Origin of the sequence: Ornithinibacter aureus (genome assembly GCF_009858245.1) — a bacterium.
Taxonomy (GTDB): Bacteria; Actinomycetota; Actinomycetes; order Actinomycetales; family Dermatophilaceae; genus Fodinibacter; species Fodinibacter aureus.
Genome location: NZ_VMSB01000001.1, coordinates 2,893,534 through 2,913,777, shown reverse-complemented (window position 1 = coordinate 2,913,777; position 20,244 = coordinate 2,893,534). Strand labels below are relative to the sequence as shown.

The following is a 20,244-nucleotide window of genomic DNA, read 5'->3' as shown; positions in this document are numbered from 1 at the left end:
CGGCATCCGGATGCCGTCAGCCGTGCGGCGGTGCCGCCCCCGTCGACCCTCGCACGACGAGCTCGGGGCGGAAGACGTACTCGGCGCGCGGGGGACCCTCACCGGCGATGTCATCGAGCAGCGCCCGCACCGCGGCGTCCCCCATGGCCTCCACCGACTGGCGGATCGTCGTCAGCGGAGGGTCGGTGAACGCCATCATCGTCGAGTCGTCGTAGCCGACCACCGAGAAGTCGGCAGGCACGCTGCGCCCCATGGCTCGCGCCTGACGGATGGCTCCGAGGGCCATGAGGTCGGAGCCGCAGATGACGGCCGTCGCACCGCGGGTGATGAGGCGACCGGCTGCGGCCGCGCCCCCCTCGAGGCTGAAGACCGTGTGGGTGATCAACCGTTCGAGGTGCGCCTGTTCGACGCCTAGGTGCTGGTGCATGGCGGCGGTGAACCCCTGCACCTTGCGGATCACGGGGGTGTAGCGCTCGGGCCCCAGGGCCAGGCCGATCTCGGTGTGCCCGAGCTGGGCGAGGTGGCTGACGGCGAGGTCCATCGAGGCGACGTCGTCGTTGGAGACGAAGGGGGCGTCGATGCCCTGGAGCCACCCGTTGACGAGCACGATCGGCAGGCCACGCTCGCGCAGGGCCTGGTAGCGGGCGGGGTCCGAGGTCGCGTCGGCGTGCTGCCCGGACAGGAAGATGATGCCGGAGACGCCACGGTCGATGAGCATCTGCACGTAGTCGTCCTCGTGTACCCCGCCGGGGGTCTGGGTGCACAGCACCGGGGTGAACCCCGCGGCGGCGAGCGCGGTCTCGATGACCTGGGCGAACGCGGGGAAGATGGGGTTGACCAGTTCGGGCATGACGAGCCCGACGAGCAGCGCCGACTTCGGCCGCAACCTGGCCGGGCGGTCGTAGCCGAGCACGTCGATGGCGGTGAGCACGGCGCGGCGCGTGGCGTCGGCCACCCCGGGCCGGTCGTTCAGCACACGGCTGACCGTCGCCTCGCTGACGTCGGCCTGGGCGGCGATGTCGGCGAGTCGCGCAGAGCGGATCTCGGCCACCCCTCGAATCTAACAAGCGCATCACTGGCGTCCCCGGAGTGACCTGTTGGTCGGTGTGGGGACGGGCCGCAGTGCGGACATGGGTGGCGCCGCCAGCACGGTCACGGCATACTGGCGAAACCGCTTACACCGATGTGGGCGGGAGCAACACCTTTACAACGGATCGTCCGGCACGTTCCTGCCGGTGAAGGAAAGGCAAAGACGCCCATGGCAACCGTGAAGTTCGACAACGCCACCCGGATCTACCCCGGCAACGACACCCCCTCCGTCGACAAGCTGAACATCGACGTCGAGGACGGCGAGTTCCTGGTTCTCGTCGGCCCCTCCGGGTGTGGCAAGTCCACCTCGCTGCGCATGCTCGCCGGCCTCGAAGAGGTCAACGGCGGCAAGATCTGGATCGGTGACCGTGACGTCACCGACCTGTCGCCCAAGGACCGCGACGTCGCAATGGTCTTCCAGAACTACGCGCTGTACCCGCACATGACGGTCGCCGACAACATGGGCTTCGCCCTGAAGATCGCCGGCGTCGACAAGGGCGAGATCCGCAAGCGCGTCGAGGAGGCAGCCGCCATCCTCGACCTCACCACCTACCTCGAGCGCAAGCCGAAGGCCCTCTCCGGTGGCCAGCGCCAGCGCGTCGCCATGGGCCGGGCCATCGTCCGCTCCCCCCAGGTCTTCCTCATGGACGAGCCGCTGTCCAACCTCGACGCCAAGCTGCGCGTGCAGACCCGCACCCAGATCGCCTCGCTCCAGCGCCGGCTCGGCGTCACCACGGTCTACGTCACGCACGACCAGATCGAGGCCATGACCATGGGTGACCGCATCGCCCTGCTCAAGGACGGCATCCTCCAGCAGTGCGCCAGCCCGCGCGAGATGTACGACAAGCCGAACAACGTCTTCGTCGCCGGCTTCATCGGCTCCCCCGCGATGAACCTCGTCTCGGTGCCGGTCACCGAGGACGGCGTCCAGTTCGGCAGCCACCGCCTGCCCGTCGACCGCTCGCTGCTCGGTGCCGCCGGGTCGCACGTGATCGTCGGCATGCGCCCCGAGGACGTCGAGGTCACCACCGACCGTGACGGGCTCGAGCTCGTGGTCGACGTCGTCGAGGAGCTCGGCGCCGACGCCTACGTCTACGCCACCCCGGCGAACCCCGACGTCAAGCTCGAGGGCGGTGGCGACGACGCCCTCGCCAAGCCGTTCATCGCGCGGGTCGACGGCCGCAACGTGCCCGACAAGGGCTCGAAGATCTACGTCTACCCGAACCCGAACCACATGCACGTGTTCAACAAGGAGACCGGCCAGCGCATGGGCTGACGCCCCACTGGCACCGGGACCGCCCGCGACGCCCCGGACGAGCACTCGTCCGGGGCGTCGCGCGTTCCCACCGCATCCGGCATCCCCGCTGCTCCCACGCGCACCAGCGCGACCCCGCTCGCACCGCCCTCCCGCACGCAAAGGCTCGCCCCCATGGCACTGGAGATCACCGCCGCCCGCCCGGACCCCGCCCTGCTGGACCTGCCGTGGCGCATCCCGCTCGAGGAGTGGCCCGAGGACCTGCTGGCCGCCCTGCCGCGCGGCATCTCCCGACACGTCGTGCGCTTCGTGCGCCTGTCGGGCCGGGTGCTGGCGGTCAAGGAGATCAAGGCCGACATCGCGCAGCGCGAGTACGAGATGCTGCGCATCCTCAACCGCATGGACATGCCCTGCGTCGAGCCCTTCGCGGTGGTGAGCGGGCGCGTCGCCGAGGACGGCACCGAGCTCGACGCCTGCCTCATCACCGTCCACCTGCAGTTCTCGCTGCCGTACCGCGCGCTCTACAGCCAGTCGCTGCGCAAGGGCACGGCCACGCGTCTCATCGACGCCCTCGCCGTGCTCCTGGTGCGCCTGCACCTGGCCGGGTTCTGGTGGGGTGACGTCTCGCTGTCCAACACCCTCTTCCGGCGCGATGCCGGGGCGTTCGCCGCCTACCTGGTCGACGCCGAGACCGGCGAGCTGCGACCCAGGCTCAGCGACGGGCAGCGCGAGCACGACCTCGAGATCGCCCGGGTCAACATCGCCGGTGAGCTGATGGACCTCGAGGCCGGCGGCCTGCTCCAGGAGGACCGCGACCCCGTCGAGGTCAGCGCGCGCATCGTCTCGCGATACCGCGAGCTGTGGGATGCCCTGACCGGCAGCCAACTCATCGCTGACGAGGAGCGCTGGCGCGTCGACGACCGCATCCGCTCGCTCAACGCCCTCGGGTTCGACGTCGACGAACTGGCCATCACGACCGACATCGACGGGACGTCCATCCAGATCCAGCCCAAGGTCGTCGATTCCGGGCACCACTCGCGGCGCCTGCTGCGCCTCACCGGCCTCGATGTCCGAGAGAACCAGGCCCGCCGCCTGCTCAACGACCTCGACGCATACACCGCCGGCACCGGACGCCAGGGCGAGGACGAGACGATCGTGGCCCACGACTGGCTGACCAACGTCTACGAGCCGGTGACCCGGCGGGTGCCGCGCGAGCTGGTCACCAAGCTCGAACCCGCCGAGGTCTTCCACGAGGTGCTGGAGCACCGCTGGTACATGGCCGAGCGCGCGCAGCACGACATCCCCATCGAGGACGCGATCGACGACTACGTGCGCTCGATCCTTCCCGGCAAGCCCGACGAGCAGGCGGTCCTGGGCATCGACACCCAGCAGTTGCCCGTCATCGCGAAGTCCAAGGGGCGGGGCTGACCACAGTGCGCCTCGGCCTGGACGTAGGGTCGATGCCATGAGTGAACAGTCCCCCCAGCCCCACGGCCCCTACGGCGCGGCGCAGCCGCCGGCCCCGAACCACTACGGTGGCGGCTACGGCCAGGCCCCCGCGTACGCCGGCGGCCCGGCCATGCACCCGGGCTCGCTCGGTTACGTGCAGGCCAACTTCGGTCAGGTCGCCACGTTCGGCCAGCGCGTCCTGGCGCTGCTCGTCGACGTGCTGATCAGCATGATCGGTCTGATCCCCATGATCATCGGGGTCATCATGCTGGTGGCAGCAGCGCCGTCCGAGCTCTACGTCGACGAGTACGGCATGACCCAGAGCGACGGTGGCAGCGGATCAGTGGCCGTGATCGGGGGCCTGCTCGTCGGCCTCGGGGTGCTGCTGTCGATCGCCATCAGCCTGTGGAACCGGGTCTTCAAGATGGGCCGTACGGGCCAGAGCGTCGGCAAGAAGGTCATCGGTCTCAAGCTCGTCGACGACAAGACCGGCCAGCCCATCGGCGCCGGGCAGTGTTTCCTGCGCGAGCTCGTCAGCAACATCGTCAACCAGCTGATCTACCTGTCGTACCTGTGGATGCTGTGGGACGACAACAAGCAGACCCTCGCCGACAAGGCGGTGCACTCCACGGTCGTGGTCGTCCCCAAGGGCTGATCGCGACCCCGCCCACGAGGGCGGCCGGATGCCGCAAGGGCGCCTCCCGCACGGGAGGCGCCCTTCGTCGTCGTCGGGGGCGCGGGGTCAGGGACCGCGCACCGCGTCAGGCCGGTGAGAGCCAGGTCCATCCCGGGATGTTGCGGGCGACGGTGAAGGCGACGAACGCGAGAGCCATGGCCCACGGCATCCACGTCGGCGGGTCCCACCGGAGGGTGCGACCCTGCCAGCGCGCGTAGACCCAGCGGGCGAAGAGCAGTGCACACCCGAGGAAGAGCGGGATCGTCAGCGGGTTGTAGGCGATCGAGGCGGCGACGTCACCGTTGACCAGCTGGTGGGTGGCCCGCAGCATCCCGCAGCCGGGGCAGTAGATGCCTGCCAGGGCGTAGGTCGGGCACAGCGGGTAGTGCCCCGGCTGGCTGGGGTCGACGGCGGCGACGTAGGCCGTGGCACCCAGGACACCGGCGGCGATCACCCCCGGAAGCACGACGGCGCGCACCCGGTCCGTGACCGGACCGGGGCGCGCCATCGTGCTGGTGGGGCTCACCTCAGGAGCTGCTAGGCGACAGCACAGCCATGCCACCCAGGAAGAGGAACCAGATGAGGGAGAGGACGAGCAGAACCATCGACACGATGCCGAGGATGCGGCCGATCTGCACGATCTGGCGGTTGCCGTAGCGACCCGGCTGGGCGTCGATCTCCTTGAGGGCGGTGTTGCCCATCACGAACGCGACGATGCCGAGCGGCGAGCAGCAGACGATGCCGAGGATGCCGAGGATGAGCACCGTCATCCCCTTGGGGTGGTCCACCGGGCCACCCATACCGCCGCCAACGGGCGGGGGCGCGGCGTACCCGCCGCCGTAGCCGCCATCGCCCGAGCCGGGCGGCGGGGGCGGAGGAGTTGATCCGTAGTCAGACATGAGTTCCCTCTCGATGCGAGTGTGGGGTTTGCGCACCCCCCAAGGGCCGGAGTGCTCCGGCGGCGCCGATCCTTCCACAGCCACAGGATCATCTCGACCCAAACCGCCGCAATACCGGGGGATGAACGCGGTCCGCCGCCCACCCGCATCCGGCCGTCACGAGCGGGTGGATCAGGCCTTGCGGCGCCTGCGGGCGACCTCGTAGAGGGTGACGCCGGTGGCGATCCCGGCATTGAGTGACTCCACCGCCGAGGACATCGGAACCGACACGATCTGGTCGCAGGTCTCGCGCACCAGCCGGGACAGACCCTTGCCCTCGGAGCCGACGACGATGACGATCGGCTCGGACGCGAGCTCCATGTCGGGCAGGTCGACGTCGCCGTCCATGTCGAGGCCGATCACGAAGAAGCCTGCCTTGCGGTAGTCCTCGAGCGCGCGGGTGAGGTTGGTCGCCTGGGCCACGGGGACCCGGGCCGCGGCCCCTGCCGACGTCTTCCACGCGGATGCCGTCATGCCCACCGAACGGCGGCTCGGCACGACGACGCCGTGCCCACCGAAGGCCGCGACCGAACGCACGATCGCACCCAGGTTGCGCGGGTCGGTGATGCCGTCGAGCGCGACGACGAGCGGGATGCCGGGCGCCTCGGGATCGATGAGGTCGCTGGGGTGGGCGTACTCGTAGGGCGGCACCTGCAGGGCCAGCCCCTGGTGGACCGCACCGTCGGTGAGACGGTCGAGCTCCCCGCGGGGCGTCTCCAGCACGGGGATGGAGCGCTCGGTGGCGAGCTTGAGCGCCTCACGCACCCGGTCGTCGGAGTCGATCCGGCCGGCGACGTACATCGTCGTCACCGGCACCTCGGCGCGCAGGGCCTCGAGCACCGAGTTGCGCCCGGCGACCATCTCGCTGCTCGCCTTGTTCTTGCGCGTGCTCGTGCGCCCACCCGTGGCCCCGGCGCGGCGGTCGGCCGCCTTGGCCATCTTGTGGGCCTTGTGGTTCGGGCGGTCGGCCGCCTTGGGCGTCGGGCCCTTGCCCTCGAGCCCACGGCGGCGCTGACCGCCGGAGCCGACCTGCGGGCCCTTCTTGCTCGAACTGCGCATCGCGCCGCGGCGCTGGGAGTTACCGGCCATGGGTCATTCGCTCCGTCCCCGCGCCAAGGACCAACGGGCCCCGGCTGCGGTGTCCTCGAGCGCGATGCCTGCGGCGGCGAGCTCGTCGCGGATGGCGTCCGCGGTGTCGTAGTCACGAGCGGCACGGGCGTGCGCCCGGGCCGTGAGGCGTTCCTTGACGAGGGCGTCAAGGCTCGCGAGGGCGTCCGCCGCCGAGGAGTCACCGGCGGACCATGCGGGGTCGAGCGGGTTGACGCCGAGCACGTCGGTCATGGCGATGACGACGCGGGCCACGGCGGCGGCATCCTCGTGGTCACCGTCGTCGAGCGCGGTGTTGCCGGTGCGCACGGCCTCGTGGATGACCGCGAGCGCCCCGGAGACCCCGAGGTCGTCGTCCATCGCCTCACGGAAGTCCTCGGGCAGCGTCTCGTCGCCCGTCGGAACGGCGGTGAGGATGCCGGGCAGCGCGCGCCGCAGGAATCCCTCGATCCGCTCGACGGCGGTGTCGGCCTCCTCCAGCGATCCGGCGTGGAACTCGATCGTCGAGCGGTAGTGGGCGGCCGTGAGGTAGTAGCGGACCGCGAGCGGGCGGTGCTCCTTGACGACCTCGCTGACCCGCAGCGAGTTGCCGAGCGACTTGCTCATCTTCTCGCCGTGCAGCGTCACCCAGGCGTTGTGCAGCCAGTAGTTGGCGAAGCCGAGACCGGCCGCGCGCGACTGTGCGAGCTCGTTCTCATGGTGCGGGAAGCGCAGGTCGACGCCACCGCCGTGGATGTCGAAGGTGTCACCGAGGTACTTGCGGGCCATCGCCGAGCACTCGAGGTGCCAGCCCGGGCGGCCGGGGCCGAAGGGGGTCGGCCACGACGCGGTCGGCGGCTCGTCGGCCTTGCGGCCCTTCCACAGCGCGAAGTCGCGGGGGTCGCGCTTGCCGCGCGGGTCGGCATCCTCGGCGTCGACCATGTCGTCGACCCGCTGGTGGGTCAGGGCGCCGTAGTCGGCCCAGCTGCGCACGTCGAAGTACACGTCACCGCTGCCGTCGGCGGCGGCGTAGGCGTGGCCGCGCTCGACCAGGGCGGCCATCAGCTCGACCATCTCGGGTACGTGCCCGGTCGCGCGGGGCTCGTAGGTCGGGGGCAGCACTCCGAGCGCCGCGAGCGCAGCCGAGGTCTCGAGCTCGTTGCGGTAGGACACCGCGTACCAGGCCTCGCCGGACTCCAGCGACTTCGCGAGGATCTTGTCGTCGATGTCGGTGACGTTGCGGATGAGGTCGACGTCGTAGCCGTGGCCGCGGGTCAGCCAGCGGCGCAGCACGTCGAACGCCACGGCGAAACGGACGTGTCCGAGGTGGGGTGGTGCCTGGGTCGTGAGCCCGCAGATGTAGATCCCCGCCTTGCCGGGCACGACGGGGACGAAGTCACGCAGCTCGCGCGTGAGGGAGTCGAAAAGCCTGAGAGTCACCCGGTAAGGCTACCGGCGCGGCGGGCGCGCCGATTCCGCGAAGCCCGCGACCGGCATCCGGCCCACCCACACCCCAGCCCGTGACCGCCAGCCGGCCCACCCACACCCCAGCCCGTGACCGCCAGCCGGCCCACCCACACCCCAGCCCACGACCGGCAGCCCGTCGGCGGAACGGGCGCGCCGGCCCCGAAACTTCTCACCCCCTCGGATGCCGTCCGTTCACTCCGCGCCCACGCTCACCCGGTCGACCGGCACGATTCGGTGAAGACCTGCCTGTGGACAACTCGGTGAGGCCTCCGCGAACCGGCACCATCGACGGATGACGGACCACCTCCTCGCCATGGCTGCGCGCCAGCACGGCATCGTCACGAGCGCCGATGTCGCCCGGGCGGATGTCAGCGCTCCCGACCTCGCCGCCCTCGTGCGATCCGGGGTCATCCATCCGCTGCGGCGAGGTGTCCACGTCGTGCGGGCCGACTGGGAGTCGGCAAGCCCGGAAGCGCGCCTCGCCCTGCGCACGAGGGGCATCCTGCTCCACCGGGATGGCTCGTCAGTGCGTGAGCACGGCGAGGTGGCCAGCCACCAGAGCGCGCTCGCCGTCCACGGGCTCCCGCTCCACGGAGTCTCCCTCGAGGTGGTCGACCTCATGGGCGACGTGGCTCGGGTTCGCCGCGACGGAACGCTGCGCGTCCACCCCCGCGACGCGCGGCTGGCCGCCGTGGTCATCGACGGATGCCGCACGGGTCACCACCGCGGCCGCCCTGGCCCAGGTGGCCGTGCGCGAGGGGCGGGTGCCCTTCGTCGTGGCGGCCGACGCGGCCCTGGCGCGCAGGCGCACCCCCACCGAGCAGATCGCCGAGGCCGTGCTCCACCTCGCGCGGACGCCACGCCAGGCCGTCCGCGCTCAGCGGTGGATCGGCGAGTGCGACCCGGCAAGCGAGTCCGTCGGGGAGAGTCGCACCCGGCTGCTCCTCACCGATCTCGGACACTGCCCGCGCACCCAGGTCAGGGTGGCCGACGACAGTGGGTCCGTCTTCGCCCGGCCGGACTTCCTCATCGGTGACCGAGTCATCGTCGAGTTCGACGGGCTCGTGAAGCACGCCGGCCTGGAGGAGCGTGAGGCCCTGGCCGCCGAGAAGATCCGCGAGGACCGGTTGCGCCACCGGGTACGAGGTTGTTCGGTTGACCTGGGCCGACCTCGACAACCCCCGCCGGATGGACGCCTTGATCCGGGCTGCGCTGGCCAGGGCAGCGGACCGGGGTCGGTGACCGGCTTCCTGAACGGGGCGAAACTTCTCCGCCGTCACTGGGATGGCGGGGTTGTTTCGCCAGGACGGGGATATATCTGCGTCACGGGCAAACTTCTCCGTCATCACTGGGATGACGGACCGGCGTCCCGCACCCCCCGCTACCGGCATCCGAGCGTGGCGGCTAGCGTGACGCCAGCGCCCACCCGGGCCCGTCAGCAGCGCCGCCGACCCGAGGAGTACCCGTGCCACAGACCGTCAAGGGAGTCATCGCCCGCGCCAAGGGAGCCGAGGTCGAGCTCGTCGACATCGTCGTTCCCGACCCCGGGCCGGGTGAGGCCGTCGTCAAGGTCGAGTCGTGCGGGGTGTGCCACACCGACCTGCACTACCGCGAGGGTGGCATCAACGACGACTACCCCTTCCTGCTCGGCCACGAGGCCGCCGGCACGGTCGAGGCGGTCGGCGAGGGCGTCACCGAGGTGGCACCGGGCGACTTCGTCATCCTCAACTGGCGGGCCGTGTGCGGGCAGTGCCGCGCCTGCCTCAAGGGCAAGCCCTGGTACTGCTTCGCCACCCACAACGCGAAGCAGAAGATGACCCTGACCGACGGCACCGAGCTGAGCCCGGCCCTGGGCATCGGCGCCTTCATCGACAAGACCCTCGTCGCCGCCGGCCAGTGCACGAAGGTCGACCGGGCGGATGCCGCCGCCGTCGGCCTCCTCGGATGCGGGGTCATGGCCGGCTTCGGCGCAGCCGTCAACACCGGCGGCGTCGGCCGGGGTGACTCGATCGCGGTCATCGGCTGCGGCGGGGTCGGCAACGCCGCCATCGCCGGGGCCAGGGTCGCCGGTGCGACGACGATCATCGCCGTCGACGTCGACGCCCGAAAGCTCGAGGCAGCCAAGACCTTCGGCGCCACCCACACGGTCGACTCGAGCACGCAGGATGCCGTCGAGGCGATCCGCGCGCTGACCGGTGGGCACGGCGCCGACGTCGTCGTCGAGGCGGTCGGCCGCCCTGAGACCTACGAGCAGGCCTTCTACGCCCGCGACCTCGCCGGCACGGTCGTGCTCGTCGGGGTGCCGACCCCCGACAAGCAGGTGACCCTGCCGATGATCGAGATCTTTGGCCGTGGCGGCTCGCTGAAGTCCAGCTGGTACGGCGACTGCCTGCCCTCGCGCGACTTCCCGATGCTCGTCGAGCTCTACCGCCAGGGCCGCTTCGACCTCGACGCCTTCGTCACCGAGCGCATCGGCATCACCGACGTCGAGGCCGCCTTCGACAAGATGCACCGCGGCGAGGTGCTGCGCTCGGTCGTCGTCATGGGCGAGGGCCAGTGAGCTCGCACAGCCGGATGCCGGTCGCACCGTCCCCGGGTGGCGTTCGGGTCGAGCGGGTGGTCACCTCCGGGGTGTTCGAGCTCGACGGCGGCTCGTGGGAGGTCGACAACAACGTGTGGCTGGTCGGTGACGACACCGAGGTGCTGGTCGTCGACGCCGCGCACGATGCCCCAGCCATCCTCGAGGCGGTCGGCGGTCGACGGGTCGTCGCGATCGTGTGCACCCACGGCCACAACGACCACGTCAACGCGGTGGGTGACCTGGTGCGCGCGACCGGTGCCACGGCATCCCTGCACCCGGACGACCGGGTGCTGTGGGACCAGACCCAGCCCGAGCCGCCCGGTGGAGAACTCGCCGACGGTCAGGTCTTCACCGTCGGCGACGTCGACCTGACCGTGCTGCACACCCCGGGCCACGCGCCCGGAGCGTGCTGCCTGCACGCCCCGGCCCTCGGCGTGCTGCTGAGCGGCGACACACTGTTCAGCGGAGGGCCTGGTGCGACCGGGCGTTCGTTCAGCGACTTCCCGACGATCATCGACTCGATCAGTGAGCGCCTGCTGACCCTGCCGGCCGACACCGTCGTGCTGACCGGCCACGGCGACACGACGACGATCGGCGACGAGGCCCCGCACCTGCAGGAGTGGCTCGACCGCGGCCACTGACCCGAACCGCCGTCCGCCTCTGCCTCCTCCTCTGCCCCTGCCTCTGCGAACGTGGGTGAAAATCGTCGTCCAGCCGGCGATTTTCACCCACGTTCCGAGGAAGGGGCAGGGGTCAGCGGGTCCCGCGGGACAGGGATGCGGGTTCAGCTGGCAGTCACGACGAGAGCGGTGGCGATCGCCGCGACCCCTTCGCCCCGCCCGGTGAGACCCAAGCCGTCGGTCGTGGTGCCGCTCACCGACACGGGCGCGCCCACGGCATCCGACAGCGCCTGCTCCGCCTCGGCCCGCCGGGTGCCCACCTTCGGCCGGTTGCCGATGACCTGAACCGCGATGTTGCCGATCTCGTAGCCGGCGGCCCGCACCAACCGGGCCGCCTCGGAGAGCAGGGTCACCCCGGACGCCCCGGCGAACTCCGGCCGACCGGTGCCGAAGTGCGCCCCCAGGTCACCGATGCCGGCGGCCGAGAACAGCGCGTCGCAGGACGCGTGCGCGGCGACGTCGGCATCCGAGTGGCCGTCGAGCCCGCGCTCCCCCGGCCAGAGAAGCCCGGCCACCCACAGCTCGCGATCGGAGCCCTCGGGCGCCAGCGCGTGCACGTCGACCCCGACGCCGACCCGTGGCAGCTGCATCATTCGCCCAGTGTGGCAGCCCGGTCGAGCAGCCACTGCGCCCGCTCGAGGTCGTCGGCGGTCGTCACCTTCGTGCCCAGTGGATCACCCTCGACGACGACCACGTCATCACCGCAGAGCTCGACCAGCGCGGCGTCATCGGTGGCCTGGAGCCCACTGGCGTGAGCGCGCTCGAGCACCTCTCGTCGGAACCCCTGCGGCGTCTGCACCGCCCGCAACGTCGAACGCTCAGGTGTCCCCGTGATCACCCCGTCGGCGTCGACGGTCTTGACCGTGTCGACCACCGGCAGGCCGGGCACCGCACCCGCCGCCCCCGCACGAACCGCCTCGACCACCCGCGAGAACACGGCGAGCGGCATCAGGCAGCGCGCGGCATCGTGCACGAGCACGATCTCGCAACCCTGACCCAGAGCTGCCATCCCGGCCGCGACCGAGTCGGTGCGTTCGGCACCTCCGGGCACGACCACCGCACCGGCCGGCAGCACCACCCCGGACCACAGCGGGCCGCCCGGGTCGGTGAGGCCCGCGGGGGCGACGACGACGACCTCGGCGCGCCCCGGCATCCGGGCGACGGTGTCGAGCGCGTGGGCGAGCAACGGGCGGCCGGCCAGGTGGACGAACGCCTTGGGCACGTCCGCGCCCAGCCTCGACCCGGAACCGGCCGCAACGACGACGACGCCGACGCTGCTCGGGGCAGCGTCGGCGTCGGTCACGTCAGTGTGGAGTAGGCGTGAGCCCGGCGTCAGGACGCGAGGACCTCGTCGAGGATGACCTCGGCCTTTTCCTCGTCGGTCTTCTCGGCCAGGGCCAGCTCGGACACGAGGATCTGGCGAGCCTTGGCGAGCATCCGCTTCTCACCGGCGGACAGGCCACGGTCCTTGTCGCGGCGCCACAGGTCACGCACGACCTCGGCGACCTTGATGACGTCGCCGGAGGCGAGCTTCTCGAGGTTGGCCTTGAAGCGGCGCGACCAGTTGGTCGGCTCCTCGGCGAACGGGGTGCGCAGCACCTCGAAGACCTTGTCGAGCCCTTCCTTGGAGACCACGTCGCGGACACCGACGAGGTCGCAGTTCTCGGCTGGCACCTCGATGACGAGATCGCCCTGGGCGACCTTCAACTTGAGGTACAGCTTCTCCTCTCCGCGGATCGTACGAGTCTTGATCTCTTCGATTCGTGCTGCCCCGTGGTGGGGGTACACGACCGTTTCGCCGACCTTGAAAACCATGTGTTGTTGGCCCCTTTCGCGACACTCAGGGTACCACGCAGAATCTGGCCACCGAAATGGAAGGACGACCCATTTGCGCAGGTCAGGGGCAGGGAGACCGCTCCACAGGGCGTGAATCGGGTCTTGACAGAACAGCGCTTTCCATGCATAGCGCTCGCCCCACGCGCCCGTGGTGGACACGGCGTGGACACGGCAGGGCCGGTCGTTGGACGCCGCGCACCCACTCATGGATATCCTTGCGGCGTGACCACACGAGCCGCCCACGCCCTGCGCGCCACCGCCCTGCTCGCGGCCGGCCTCCTGCTCTCCGGGTGCGCGGTCTTCTCGCCCACGCAGACCGACTACGACTACCCGGCATCCGACGGGGTGGCGCTGTCCATCCCCGGCCTCGAGCTGCGCAACCTCGCGTTCGTCGTCGAGAACCGCGGCGGCCCGGCGGTCCTCATCGGCCAGGCCGTCAACAACGCCACCTCGGCCGTCGACGTCACCTTCGGCGTCGAGGGCGCCTCGTCCACCGAGACGGCCGCCGTGCCCGCGTTCTCCGGCAAGTCGCTGTCCGAGCCCGGTGCGCTCATCGAGTTCGACTCCCTGCCGGCCAACCCGGGCGACACCATCACCCTGACCGTCTCCACGCCCGAGGCCGGGCAGAACGTCGTCACCGTGCCCGTGCTGTCAGGTGTCGACCACAACGCCACGATCTTCGGCTGAGTCGGCTTCCCCGGCTGAGTAGGCTTCCCCGGCGTGGGCCGAGCCGGCGCCCCCGGCTCAGACCTCGAACTTGTAGCCGAGCCCTCGCACGGTGAGGATGTGCACCGGGTTCGCCGGGTCCGCCTCGACCTTGGCGCGCAGCCGCTTGATGTGCACGTCCAGCGTCTTGGTGTCGCCGACGTAGTCGCTGCCCCACACCCGGTCGATGAGCTGGCCACGGGTCAGCACGCGCCCCGCGTTGCGCAGCAGCATCTCGAGCAGCTCGAACTCCTTGAGCGGGAAGGGCAGCTGGCCCCCGCGCACCGTCACGACGTGTCGCTCGACGTCCATGCGCACCGGCCCGGCCTCCAGGGTCGTCGGCAGCAGCTCCTCCGGTTCGGCCAGGCGCCGCAGCACCGCCTTGATCCGGGCGAGCAGCTCGCGTGAGGAGTAGGGCTTGGTGACGTAGTCGTCCGCCCCGAGCTCGAGCCCGACGACCTTGTCGATCTCGCTGTCCTTGGCCGTCAGCATGATGACCGGCACGTTGGAGCGCTGCCGCAGGGCCCGGCACACGTCGACCCCGGACAACCCCGGCAGCATGAGGTCGAGCAGCACGAGGTCGGCGCCGGCACCGTCGAAGGCGGTCAGCGCGTCGTGACCGTTCTCGGCCACCGTGACGTCGTACCCCTCCTTGCTCAGCAGGTACGACAGCGGGTCCGAGAAGGACACCTCGTCCTCAACGATCAGGATGCGCGTCATGCAGGGCCCTTTCCCTCTCCACATCGGATGCCGTCCGCCACGGGTCGGCGTGGTCGCGCACCTCGGGTGACCCGAGGGTCTGCGGGTGCGGCTGCTCGGTGCCCACTCGCGGGCGGTCGGCCGCGGCGGGAAGTGTCATCGTGAAGGTGGACCCACGCCCCTCCTGGCTCCAGACGCTCACCCGCCCACCGTGGTTGGCGCACACGTGCTTGACGATGGCCAGGCCGAGGCCGGTGCCGCCGGTCGCCCGCGAGCGCGCGGCATCCACCCGGTAGAACCGCTCGAAGATCCGCTCCTGCTCGGCGGCCGGGATGCCCTCGCCCTGGTCGGTGACGCTCACCTCGATGCTGTCGCCGTTGCGCCGTGCACCGATGCCGACGTGGGTGCCGGAGCCGCTGTAGTTGACGGCGTTGGTCACGAGGTTCGCGATCGCGGTGGTGAGCAGCTCGGCATCACCGAACACGCGCAGACCCTCCTCACCGACGAGCGTGAGCTGGATGCCGTGAGCCTCGGCGGCGACGCGGACCCGGTCCACAGCCTCGGCGGCGACGGCGCGAACGTCGACGATGACGGGCTCGTGCAGGGTGTCGGCGACCTGGAGCCGGGAGAGGTCGACGATCTCCTTGACGAGCCGGGTCAGGCGAGTCGACTCGACGAGGATGCGCTCGGCGAAGCGCTCGACGGCATCCGGGTCGTCACGGGCGTCGAGCACGGCCTCGGCGAGCAGCGAGATGCCGCCGACGGGCGTCTTCAGTTCGTGGCTGACGTTGGCGACGAAGTCGCGCCGCACCTCCTCGACCCGGCGGGCCTGGGTGTGGTCCTCGGCGAGGATGAGCACGTGGGACACGGCGATCGGGGCCACCCGCACCCGCATCACGGTGCTGGCCTGGGCGTTCGGACCGCGGGGCAGGTCGAACTCGGCTTCGCGGATCAGGCCGTCACGGCGCACCTGCCGGGCGATGTGCCGCAGTTCGTGGTGCACGAGCTCACCGTGACGCACGAGGCCGTAGCTGACGGCGGACGCCGAGGTGTTGACCACGGCGTCGCTGGCGTCCAGGACCACCGCGATCGACTTCAGCACCGACAGGACGTCGCCGACCCCGCGGGGCAGCGGGGGGTCGACAGGGTCGGGCGCGGCGGTGCTGCGCTCGGACCACCGTGTCGCCAGGACGGCGACGGATCCGATGACGAGCCCCACCGCCCCGCCGAGAATCGCCGCGAGCACAGGGTCCACGACGTCAGGGTACGGCCCGGGTGTGACCCGGTTCGTCCACGAACACCTCCCGCCGCTCCAGCCTCGCCAGAAGTTCACCTCGGGTGCCCCTGCGGTTCACGCCCGGCTGTCAGGGTCGAGGGCAGCAGCCGCAGCCCCCACCGGCCCGGCCCCGTCACCCATCACCCCCATGCCACCCGAAGGAACCACCCCTGATGCGCAAGGCCTTCCACGAGGAGCTCGACCGGGTCGCCGAGACGCTCGTCGAGATGACGCACCTCGCGTCCTCCGCGATGAACCGCGCGACCACCGCGCTGCTCGACGCCGACATCCACCTCGCCGACTCCGTCATCGCCGCTGACGCCGAGATCGATGCCCTGCGCGCCGACCTCGACCTGCTCTCCTTCGACCTGCTCGCGCGCCAGCAGCCGGTCGCGACCGACCTACGGGTCATCGTCACGAGCATGCGGATGAGCAGCGACCTCGAACGGATGGGCGACCTCGCGCGGCACGTGGCCAAGGTCGCCCGCCTGCGCTACCCGGCATCCGCCGTACCTGCCGAGCTGCGCTCGACCATCCTGCAGATGGGGCACGTCGCCGAACGCATCGTCGAGAAGGCCGGCTCGGTCATCGCGGCGCGCGACCTCGAGGCGGCCCAGCAGATCGAACGCGACGACGACGCGATGGATGACCTGCACCGCGAGCTGTTCGCCCGGGTCACCGACCCGAGCTGGCGACACGGCACGGAGGCGGCGATCGACATCACCCTGGTGGGTCGCTACTACGAGCGGTTCGCCGACCACGCGGTGAGCGTCGGCCACCGGGTCATCTGGCTGGTCACGGGCGAGTTCGACCCCGCCAGCGAGGGCAGTCACGAGGACGCCGAGGACGGCGCCACCGTGGGTGCCTGAGCGCACACCGAACCGCCGCGCGGACACCGCGCCACTTGGCTAGTCTCAAGGTCGTGAACGATGACACGCGACTGTCGGTGACCGAGGACTACGCCGAGGAGATCGAGGAGCTTCACGATCTCGAGGAGGCCGACGGCGTCGAGATCGACGTCAAGGTCGGCAAGACCTGGCAGCAGGGGTACCCGTACGACAAGAAGCTGCCCCGCGACGAGTACGAGCGCACCAAGCGCAAGCTCCAGATCGAGATGCTCAAGCTCCAGTTGCACGCCAAGGAGACCGGCGCCAAGGTCCTCGTCATCTGCGAGGGTCGCGACGCCGCGGGCAAGGGCGGCGCGATCAAGCGGTTCATGGAGCACCTGAACCCCCGCGGTGCACGGGTGGTCGCCCTCGAGAAGCCCACCGAGATCGAGCAGACCCAGTGGTACTTCCAGCGCTACATCCAGCACCTGCCGAGCGGCGGCGAGATCGTGTTCATGGACCGCTCCTGGTACAACCGGGCCGGCGTCGAGCGCGTCATGGGCTACTGCACCCCCACCCAGTACCTCGAGTTCATGCGTGAGGTGCCCGACCTCGAGCGCATGCTCGTCAACTCCGGGATCACGCTGGTCAAGCTGTGGTTCTCCGTCAGCCGTGAGGAGCAGGCCGCCCGGTTCGCCTCCCGCCAGAACGACCCGGTGCGCCAGTGGAAGCTCTCCCCCACCGACCTCGCGAGCCGCGACAAGTGGGACGCCTACACCGAGGCGAAGGAGGCGATGTTCTTCTACACCGACACCGGTGACGCGCCGTGGACGGTCATCAAGAGCAACGACAAGAAGCGCGCCCGCCTCGAAGCCTTCCGGGTGCTGCTCAACCGGGTCGACTACGCGCAGAAGGACGCCGCCATCGTCGGCCAGCCCGACCCCCTCATCGTGGGCCCGGCGTCGAAGATCTTCGAGGCCGGCGAGCACACCGACCGGGTCCTGCCACGCCTCTGAGCGCTCAAGGTGACTTCGCCGAGTTCGTGTCCGCCCGCTGGCCCGAACTCTGCTCCGTCGCGCACCTGACCCTCCTCGACACCGAGCGCGCCAGCAACGTCACCGCCGACGCCCTGGCCCGGCTCAACCGCACCTGGAACGACGTCGTGGATGCCGGCCGCCCCGGCGAGCAGGCCCGCGTCGCCGTCCTCGGTGCCGCCCTCCACGCAGCCACTGCCACACCCGCCGCACTGGACGTCAGCGACGACGCTGACAGCACCGACGACCCCGTCGTGACGGCACTCGTCGTCGCCATCCGCTCCGCACCACCGATCGAACGCGCCCTCCTGGCCACCCACCACCTGTGGGACCTGAACCCCGACGCCGTCTCCCACCTCCTTCGACAGGCCCCCACCCGCCGCCGGGCCACCCACGACACCGACCCCGCCACCCTCACCGACCACGCGGCATCCCTCGACGCGCGGCTCACCGCAGCCCACGACGCCGCGCACCTCGCCGAGGGCCGCGACCCCTCCCCGTGGCGTCGAGACCGCGATGTCACCGAGGCCATCGACCACCTCCTGCGCGACACCCACGACCCACCAGACCCCGCCGCCCTCGTCGCCACCCGCACCACCGGCATCCGACGACGCATCCTGCTCACCGCAGGTGCCACCACCCTCGCCCTCACCGCCGCCGGCGCCGCTCTGGTGCGCCGCGGCAGCGCCGACGCCCCCTCGATGTCCTCGACCACCAGGCCCCGCCTGGCCCCTGATGACCCTCGGTGGGCGTCGGCGACGCAGTGGACACCCCGCGGTCCTCTGGCCGACGACCCCGCGGTCATCGCCCTGGCCCTGCGGTCGGGCGATCCGCGCAACCGCCTCCTGTGGGCCGGAGACATCGGCACCCAACGGGCCGTGCTGATGCTGTCGTACAGCTCAGCCGAGGGCACGGACAACGACGGCTTCACCGACGAATCCTCGGTGACCTATTCGCAACCGTTCGTCGCCGTGTTCCAAGGCCCCCGCGGCATGGACCCGGCACGCCTGACCCCGAGGATCCTGGTCACCGGCGGAAACCTCGCCACCAGCGCCGACGGCGACGTCGTCGCGGTCACCCTGGCGCCCGACCCGGAGGGCCCAGCACAGGCGGCTCTCGTGGTGCTGGCCCGCCCCACGGTGCAGTCCGCATCGGTGTCGTCGGTGCTGCGGCCGCGTGCCGACGGCACGACCGAGCGCGACTGGGGTCCGCTGCCCCTGGATGGCGGCGTCGCCACCCTGAACCTGGCCACCGATCTCCCGCTGGCGACGCGCCTGCGCGTGGGTTCGTGGGAGGGGCCGCCCGAGTCCTTCACCGAGATCCTCACGGCCATCTCCGAGGGCCCTGCTCCGACCACGTCACCGGGGTGGGCGCACCGGTGCATCAGCGCGATCACGGGCATCCCGGCGGGCGACCTCACGACCACGGTGTTCGTGGACGCGGAGATTCCCCGCGGGCTCTTCGAGTGGCCACCACCGCCGGATGCCGTGCCGGCTCGCCTGGTCTCGCTGCTCACCACCACGCCTGAGGGCGGGGTGTTCCGCACCACGGCGTACACCGGCGACGGGTTCACCTGGGCACTCGAGCCGGCCCTCGTGCTCTCGCGCGACAGCGCGCGCGACCCGCTCGTCGTGTGGGCCTCCGACGAGCGAGTCGGGGTGGCGCGCTTCCTCGTCGCGGCACCAGGCGCCGCCCAGGTGCAGCTCATCTCGACCAGCCCCGACGGCTACCCGGTGTCCAAGGTGGTGCCGACGCGCGGGCAGGACGCTGTGATCGTCCCCGTCGTGAACGGGGCCGACGCGGCCGAGTACCGCATCGTCACCAAGGATGCCGACGGGCGGGTGCTCTTCGACGGCGTGCCGGACCAGGGTCGGCACCCGACGGACGGCTGAGCTCAGCGGCCCTGGTTGGCCACCGCCGCCGCTGCCGCAGCTGCTGCCTCGGGGTCGAGGTACTCGCCCGGACCGGTCGGCATGAAGTCGTCGCCGAGGCGGTAGACGAGCGGCATGCCGGTCGGGATGTTCAGGCCGGCGATGTCGTCGTCGCTGATGCCGTCGAGGTGCTTGACCAGGGCGCGCAGCGAGTTGCCGTGGGCGGTGACGAGCACCGTCTTGCCGTCCGCGAGGTCGCTGCGGATCTCGTTCTCCCAGTACGGCATCATCCGCGGGATGACGTCCTTGAGGCACTCGGTGAGCGGCACCTCGATGCCGGCGTAGCGGGGGTCGTTGGTCTGGTCGAACTCGCTGCCGACCTCGATGGGCGGCGGCGGGGTGTCGAAGCTGCGACGCCACAGCATGAACTGCTCGTCGCCGTACTTCTCGCGGGTCGCCGCCTTGTCCAGACCCTGCAGCGCGCCGTAGTGCCGCTCGTTCAGGCGCCAGCTGCGGTGCACCGGGATCCAGTGCCGGTCAGCGGCATCCAGGGCGAGGTTGGCCGTCGTGATCGCGCGACGCTGCACCGAGGTGTGCACGACGTCGGGCAGGATCCCGGCATCCTTCATCAGCTGACCACCGCGCGCGGCCTCGGCGCGGCCCTTGTCGGTGAGGTCGACGTCGACCCACCCCGTGAACAGGTTCTTCTGGTTCCATTCGGACTCGCCGTGGCGCAGCAGGATGAGCGTGTGTTCGGTCATGTCGCCAGCCTAGC

General features: G+C 70.9%; 21 protein-coding genes and 1 pseudogene. 10 read left to right on the top strand and 12 right to left on the bottom strand.

The window, feature by feature from the left end; all coding sequences use genetic code 11:
* Positions 1–16: 16 nt before the first annotated feature.
* Entirely contained in the window at positions 17–1,042 is a 1,026-nt protein-coding gene (locus tag C8E84_RS13885; protein WP_211675788.1) for a LacI family DNA-binding transcriptional regulator, read from the bottom strand.
* 216 nt (positions 1,043–1,258) lie between these two features.
* Here C8E84_RS13885 and C8E84_RS13880 point away from each other — a divergent pair, with 216 nt between their 5' ends.
* The 3 genes from C8E84_RS13880 to C8E84_RS13870 all read left to right on the top strand — a co-directional run bounded on the left by C8E84_RS13880 (position 1,259) and on the right by C8E84_RS13870 (position 4,448).
* Entirely contained in the window at positions 1,259–2,365 is a 1,107-nt protein-coding gene (locus C8E84_RS13880) for an ABC transporter ATP-binding protein (RefSeq protein ID WP_159903010.1), read from the top strand.
* Between the two features lie 153 nt (positions 2,366–2,518).
* On the top strand, positions 2,519–3,772 hold the full coding sequence (locus C8E84_RS13875; RefSeq protein WP_159903008.1) for a DUF4032 domain-containing protein: 1,254 nt from the start codon (positions 2,519–2,521) through the stop codon (positions 3,770–3,772).
* Positions 3,773–3,809: 37 nt separating this feature from the next.
* The gene (locus C8E84_RS13870) at positions 3,810–4,448 is read left to right on the top strand and encodes an RDD family protein (protein WP_159903006.1); all 639 of its coding nucleotides are present in this window, start codon (positions 3,810–3,812) and stop codon (positions 4,446–4,448) included.
* A gap of 106 nt (positions 4,449–4,554) precedes the next feature.
* On the opposite strand, the gene C8E84_RS13865 is transcribed toward C8E84_RS13870, so the two are convergent.
* From C8E84_RS13865 to cysS, 4 genes are all read right to left on the bottom strand, one after another.
* Positions 4,555–4,995, bottom strand: a complete 441-nt coding sequence (locus C8E84_RS13865; protein ID WP_159903004.1) for a DUF2752 domain-containing protein — start codon at positions 4,993–4,995, stop codon at positions 4,555–4,557.
* A 1-nt stretch (position 4,996) separates the two neighbouring features.
* Complete coding sequence (locus tag C8E84_RS13860; protein ID WP_211675595.1) at positions 4,997–5,368, bottom strand: DUF4190 domain-containing protein; 372 nt, start codon at positions 5,366–5,368, stop codon at positions 4,997–4,999.
* A gap of 171 nt (positions 5,369–5,539) precedes the next feature.
* On the bottom strand, positions 5,540–6,496 hold the full coding sequence (rlmB, locus tag C8E84_RS13855) for a 23S rRNA (guanosine(2251)-2'-O)-methyltransferase RlmB (protein WP_159903002.1): 957 nt from the start codon (positions 6,494–6,496) through the stop codon (positions 5,540–5,542).
* 3 nt (positions 6,497–6,499) lie between these two features.
* Positions 6,500–7,933, bottom strand: coding sequence for a cysteine--tRNA ligase (gene cysS, locus C8E84_RS13850; RefSeq protein ID WP_159903000.1), 1,434 nt, complete (start codon positions 7,931–7,933; stop codon positions 6,500–6,502).
* Positions 7,934–8,252: 319 nt separating this feature from the next.
* Here cysS and C8E84_RS18580 point away from each other — a divergent pair.
* Positions 8,253–8,381, top strand: a pseudogene (locus tag C8E84_RS18580) (type IV toxin-antitoxin system AbiEi family antitoxin domain-containing protein); the annotation flags it as partial.
* Positions 8,382–8,483: 102 nt separating this feature from the next.
* Here the strand turns inward: C8E84_RS18580 and C8E84_RS18190 are convergent.
* Complete coding sequence (locus C8E84_RS18190; RefSeq protein WP_246196949.1) at positions 8,484–8,777, bottom strand: hypothetical protein; 294 nt, start codon at positions 8,775–8,777, stop codon at positions 8,484–8,486.
* Between the two features lie 648 nt (positions 8,778–9,425).
* Here C8E84_RS18190 and C8E84_RS13840 point away from each other — a divergent pair.
* Positions 9,426–10,520, top strand: a complete 1,095-nt coding sequence (locus C8E84_RS13840; RefSeq protein WP_159902996.1) for an S-(hydroxymethyl)mycothiol dehydrogenase — start codon at positions 9,426–9,428, stop codon at positions 10,518–10,520.
* 14 nt (positions 10,521–10,534) lie between these two features.
* Positions 10,535–11,182, top strand: a complete 648-nt coding sequence (locus tag C8E84_RS13835) for an MBL fold metallo-hydrolase (protein WP_159904942.1) — start codon at positions 10,535–10,537, stop codon at positions 11,180–11,182.
* Positions 11,183–11,325: 143 nt separating this feature from the next.
* Here the strand turns inward: C8E84_RS13835 and ispF are convergent, their stop codons facing one another.
* From ispF to C8E84_RS13820, 3 genes are read right to left on the bottom strand one after another with little or no spacing between them, the layout of a single operon-like run.
* Positions 11,326–11,814, bottom strand: a complete 489-nt coding sequence (gene ispF, locus C8E84_RS13830; RefSeq protein WP_159902994.1) for a 2-C-methyl-D-erythritol 2,4-cyclodiphosphate synthase — start codon at positions 11,812–11,814, stop codon at positions 11,326–11,328.
* Complete coding sequence (gene ispD, locus C8E84_RS13825; RefSeq protein ID WP_159902992.1) at positions 11,811–12,524, bottom strand: 2-C-methyl-D-erythritol 4-phosphate cytidylyltransferase; 714 nt, start codon at positions 12,522–12,524, stop codon at positions 11,811–11,813. The genes ispF and ispD overlap by 4 nt, the downstream gene beginning before the upstream one ends.
* A 29-nt stretch (positions 12,525–12,553) precedes the next feature.
* Positions 12,554–13,036: a CarD family transcriptional regulator gene (locus tag C8E84_RS13820; protein WP_159902990.1), complete on the bottom strand. Its 483-nt coding sequence runs from the start codon at positions 13,034–13,036 to the stop codon at positions 12,554–12,556.
* A gap of 243 nt (positions 13,037–13,279) precedes the next feature.
* Here C8E84_RS13820 and C8E84_RS13815 point away from each other — a divergent pair, with 243 nt between their 5' ends.
* The gene (locus C8E84_RS13815; protein ID WP_159902988.1) at positions 13,280–13,744 is read left to right on the top strand and encodes a hypothetical protein; all 465 of its coding nucleotides are present in this window, start codon (positions 13,280–13,282) and stop codon (positions 13,742–13,744) included.
* A 57-nt stretch (positions 13,745–13,801) separates the two neighbouring features.
* Here the strand turns inward: C8E84_RS13815 and C8E84_RS13810 are convergent, their stop codons facing one another.
* A complete protein-coding gene (locus tag C8E84_RS13810) occupies positions 13,802–14,482 on the bottom strand; it encodes a response regulator transcription factor (RefSeq protein ID WP_159902986.1) in 681 nt (226 codons plus the stop codon).
* A complete protein-coding gene (locus tag C8E84_RS13805) occupies positions 14,460–15,716 on the bottom strand; it encodes a sensor histidine kinase (RefSeq protein ID WP_159902984.1) in 1,257 nt (418 codons plus the stop codon). Before C8E84_RS13805 ends, C8E84_RS13810 begins: the two co-directional genes overlap by 23 nt.
* A gap of 194 nt (positions 15,717–15,910) precedes the next feature.
* On the opposite strand from C8E84_RS13805, the gene phoU reads away from it, so the two are divergent.
* The 3 genes from phoU to C8E84_RS13790 are packed head-to-tail and all read left to right on the top strand — an operon-like array spanning position 15,911 to position 19,490.
* Positions 15,911–16,606 (top strand): phosphate signaling complex protein PhoU, encoded by a 696-nt coding sequence (phoU, locus tag C8E84_RS13800; RefSeq protein WP_159902982.1) that lies wholly within the window; start codon positions 15,911–15,913, stop codon positions 16,604–16,606.
* Between the two features lie 53 nt (positions 16,607–16,659).
* Complete coding sequence (gene ppk2, locus C8E84_RS13795; RefSeq protein WP_159902980.1) at positions 16,660–17,580, top strand: polyphosphate kinase 2; 921 nt, start codon at positions 16,660–16,662, stop codon at positions 17,578–17,580.
* A gap of 26 nt (positions 17,581–17,606) precedes the next feature.
* Positions 17,607–19,490 carry a hypothetical protein gene (locus tag C8E84_RS13790; RefSeq protein ID WP_159902978.1) on the top strand — a complete coding sequence of 628 codons (1,884 nt, stop codon included), beginning with the start codon at positions 17,607–17,609 and terminating at the stop codon, positions 19,488–19,490.
* A gap of 2 nt (positions 19,491–19,492) precedes the next feature.
* Here the strand turns inward: C8E84_RS13790 and C8E84_RS13785 are convergent, their stop codons facing one another.
* Positions 19,493–20,230 carry a phosphoglyceromutase gene (locus C8E84_RS13785; RefSeq protein WP_159902976.1) on the bottom strand — a complete coding sequence of 246 codons (738 nt, stop codon included), beginning with the start codon at positions 20,228–20,230 and terminating at the stop codon, positions 19,493–19,495.
* Between the last annotated feature and the right edge of the window lie 14 nt (positions 20,231–20,244).

Bases quoted from the DNA above. Each gene is read 5' to 3' on its own strand.
- C8E84_RS13880 (WP_159903010.1), top strand. From the start codon at position 1,259: ATGGCAACCGTGAAGTTCGACAACGCCACCCGGATCTACCCCGGCAAC.
- C8E84_RS13875 (WP_159903008.1), top strand. From the start codon at position 2,519: ATGGCACTGGAGATCACCGCCGCCCGCCCGGACCCCGCCCTGCTGGAC.
- C8E84_RS13870 (WP_159903006.1), top strand. From the start codon at position 3,810: ATGAGTGAACAGTCCCCCCAGCCCCACGGCCCCTACGGCGCGGCGCAG.
- C8E84_RS13860 (WP_211675595.1), bottom strand. From the start codon at position 5,368: ATGTCTGACTACGGATCAACTCCTCCGCCCCCGCCGCCCGGCTCGGGC.
- rlmB (WP_159903002.1), bottom strand. From the start codon at position 6,496: ATGGCCGGTAACTCCCAGCGCCGCGGCGCGATGCGCAGTTCGAGCAAG.
- C8E84_RS13835 (WP_159904942.1), top strand. From the start codon at position 10,535: ATGCCGGTCGCACCGTCCCCGGGTGGCGTTCGGGTCGAGCGGGTGGTC.
- ispF (WP_159902994.1), bottom strand. From the start codon at position 11,814: ATGATGCAGCTGCCACGGGTCGGCGTCGGGGTCGACGTGCACGCGCTG.
- C8E84_RS13820 (WP_159902990.1), bottom strand. From the start codon at position 13,036: ATGGTTTTCAAGGTCGGCGAAACGGTCGTGTACCCCCACCACGGGGCA.
- C8E84_RS13810 (WP_159902986.1), bottom strand. From the start codon at position 14,482: ATGACGCGCATCCTGATCGTTGAGGACGAGGTGTCCTTCTCGGACCCG.
- phoU (WP_159902982.1), top strand. From the start codon at position 15,911: ATGCGCAAGGCCTTCCACGAGGAGCTCGACCGGGTCGCCGAGACGCTC.
- C8E84_RS13785 (WP_159902976.1), bottom strand. From the start codon at position 20,230: ATGACCGAACACACGCTCATCCTGCTGCGCCACGGCGAGTCCGAATGG.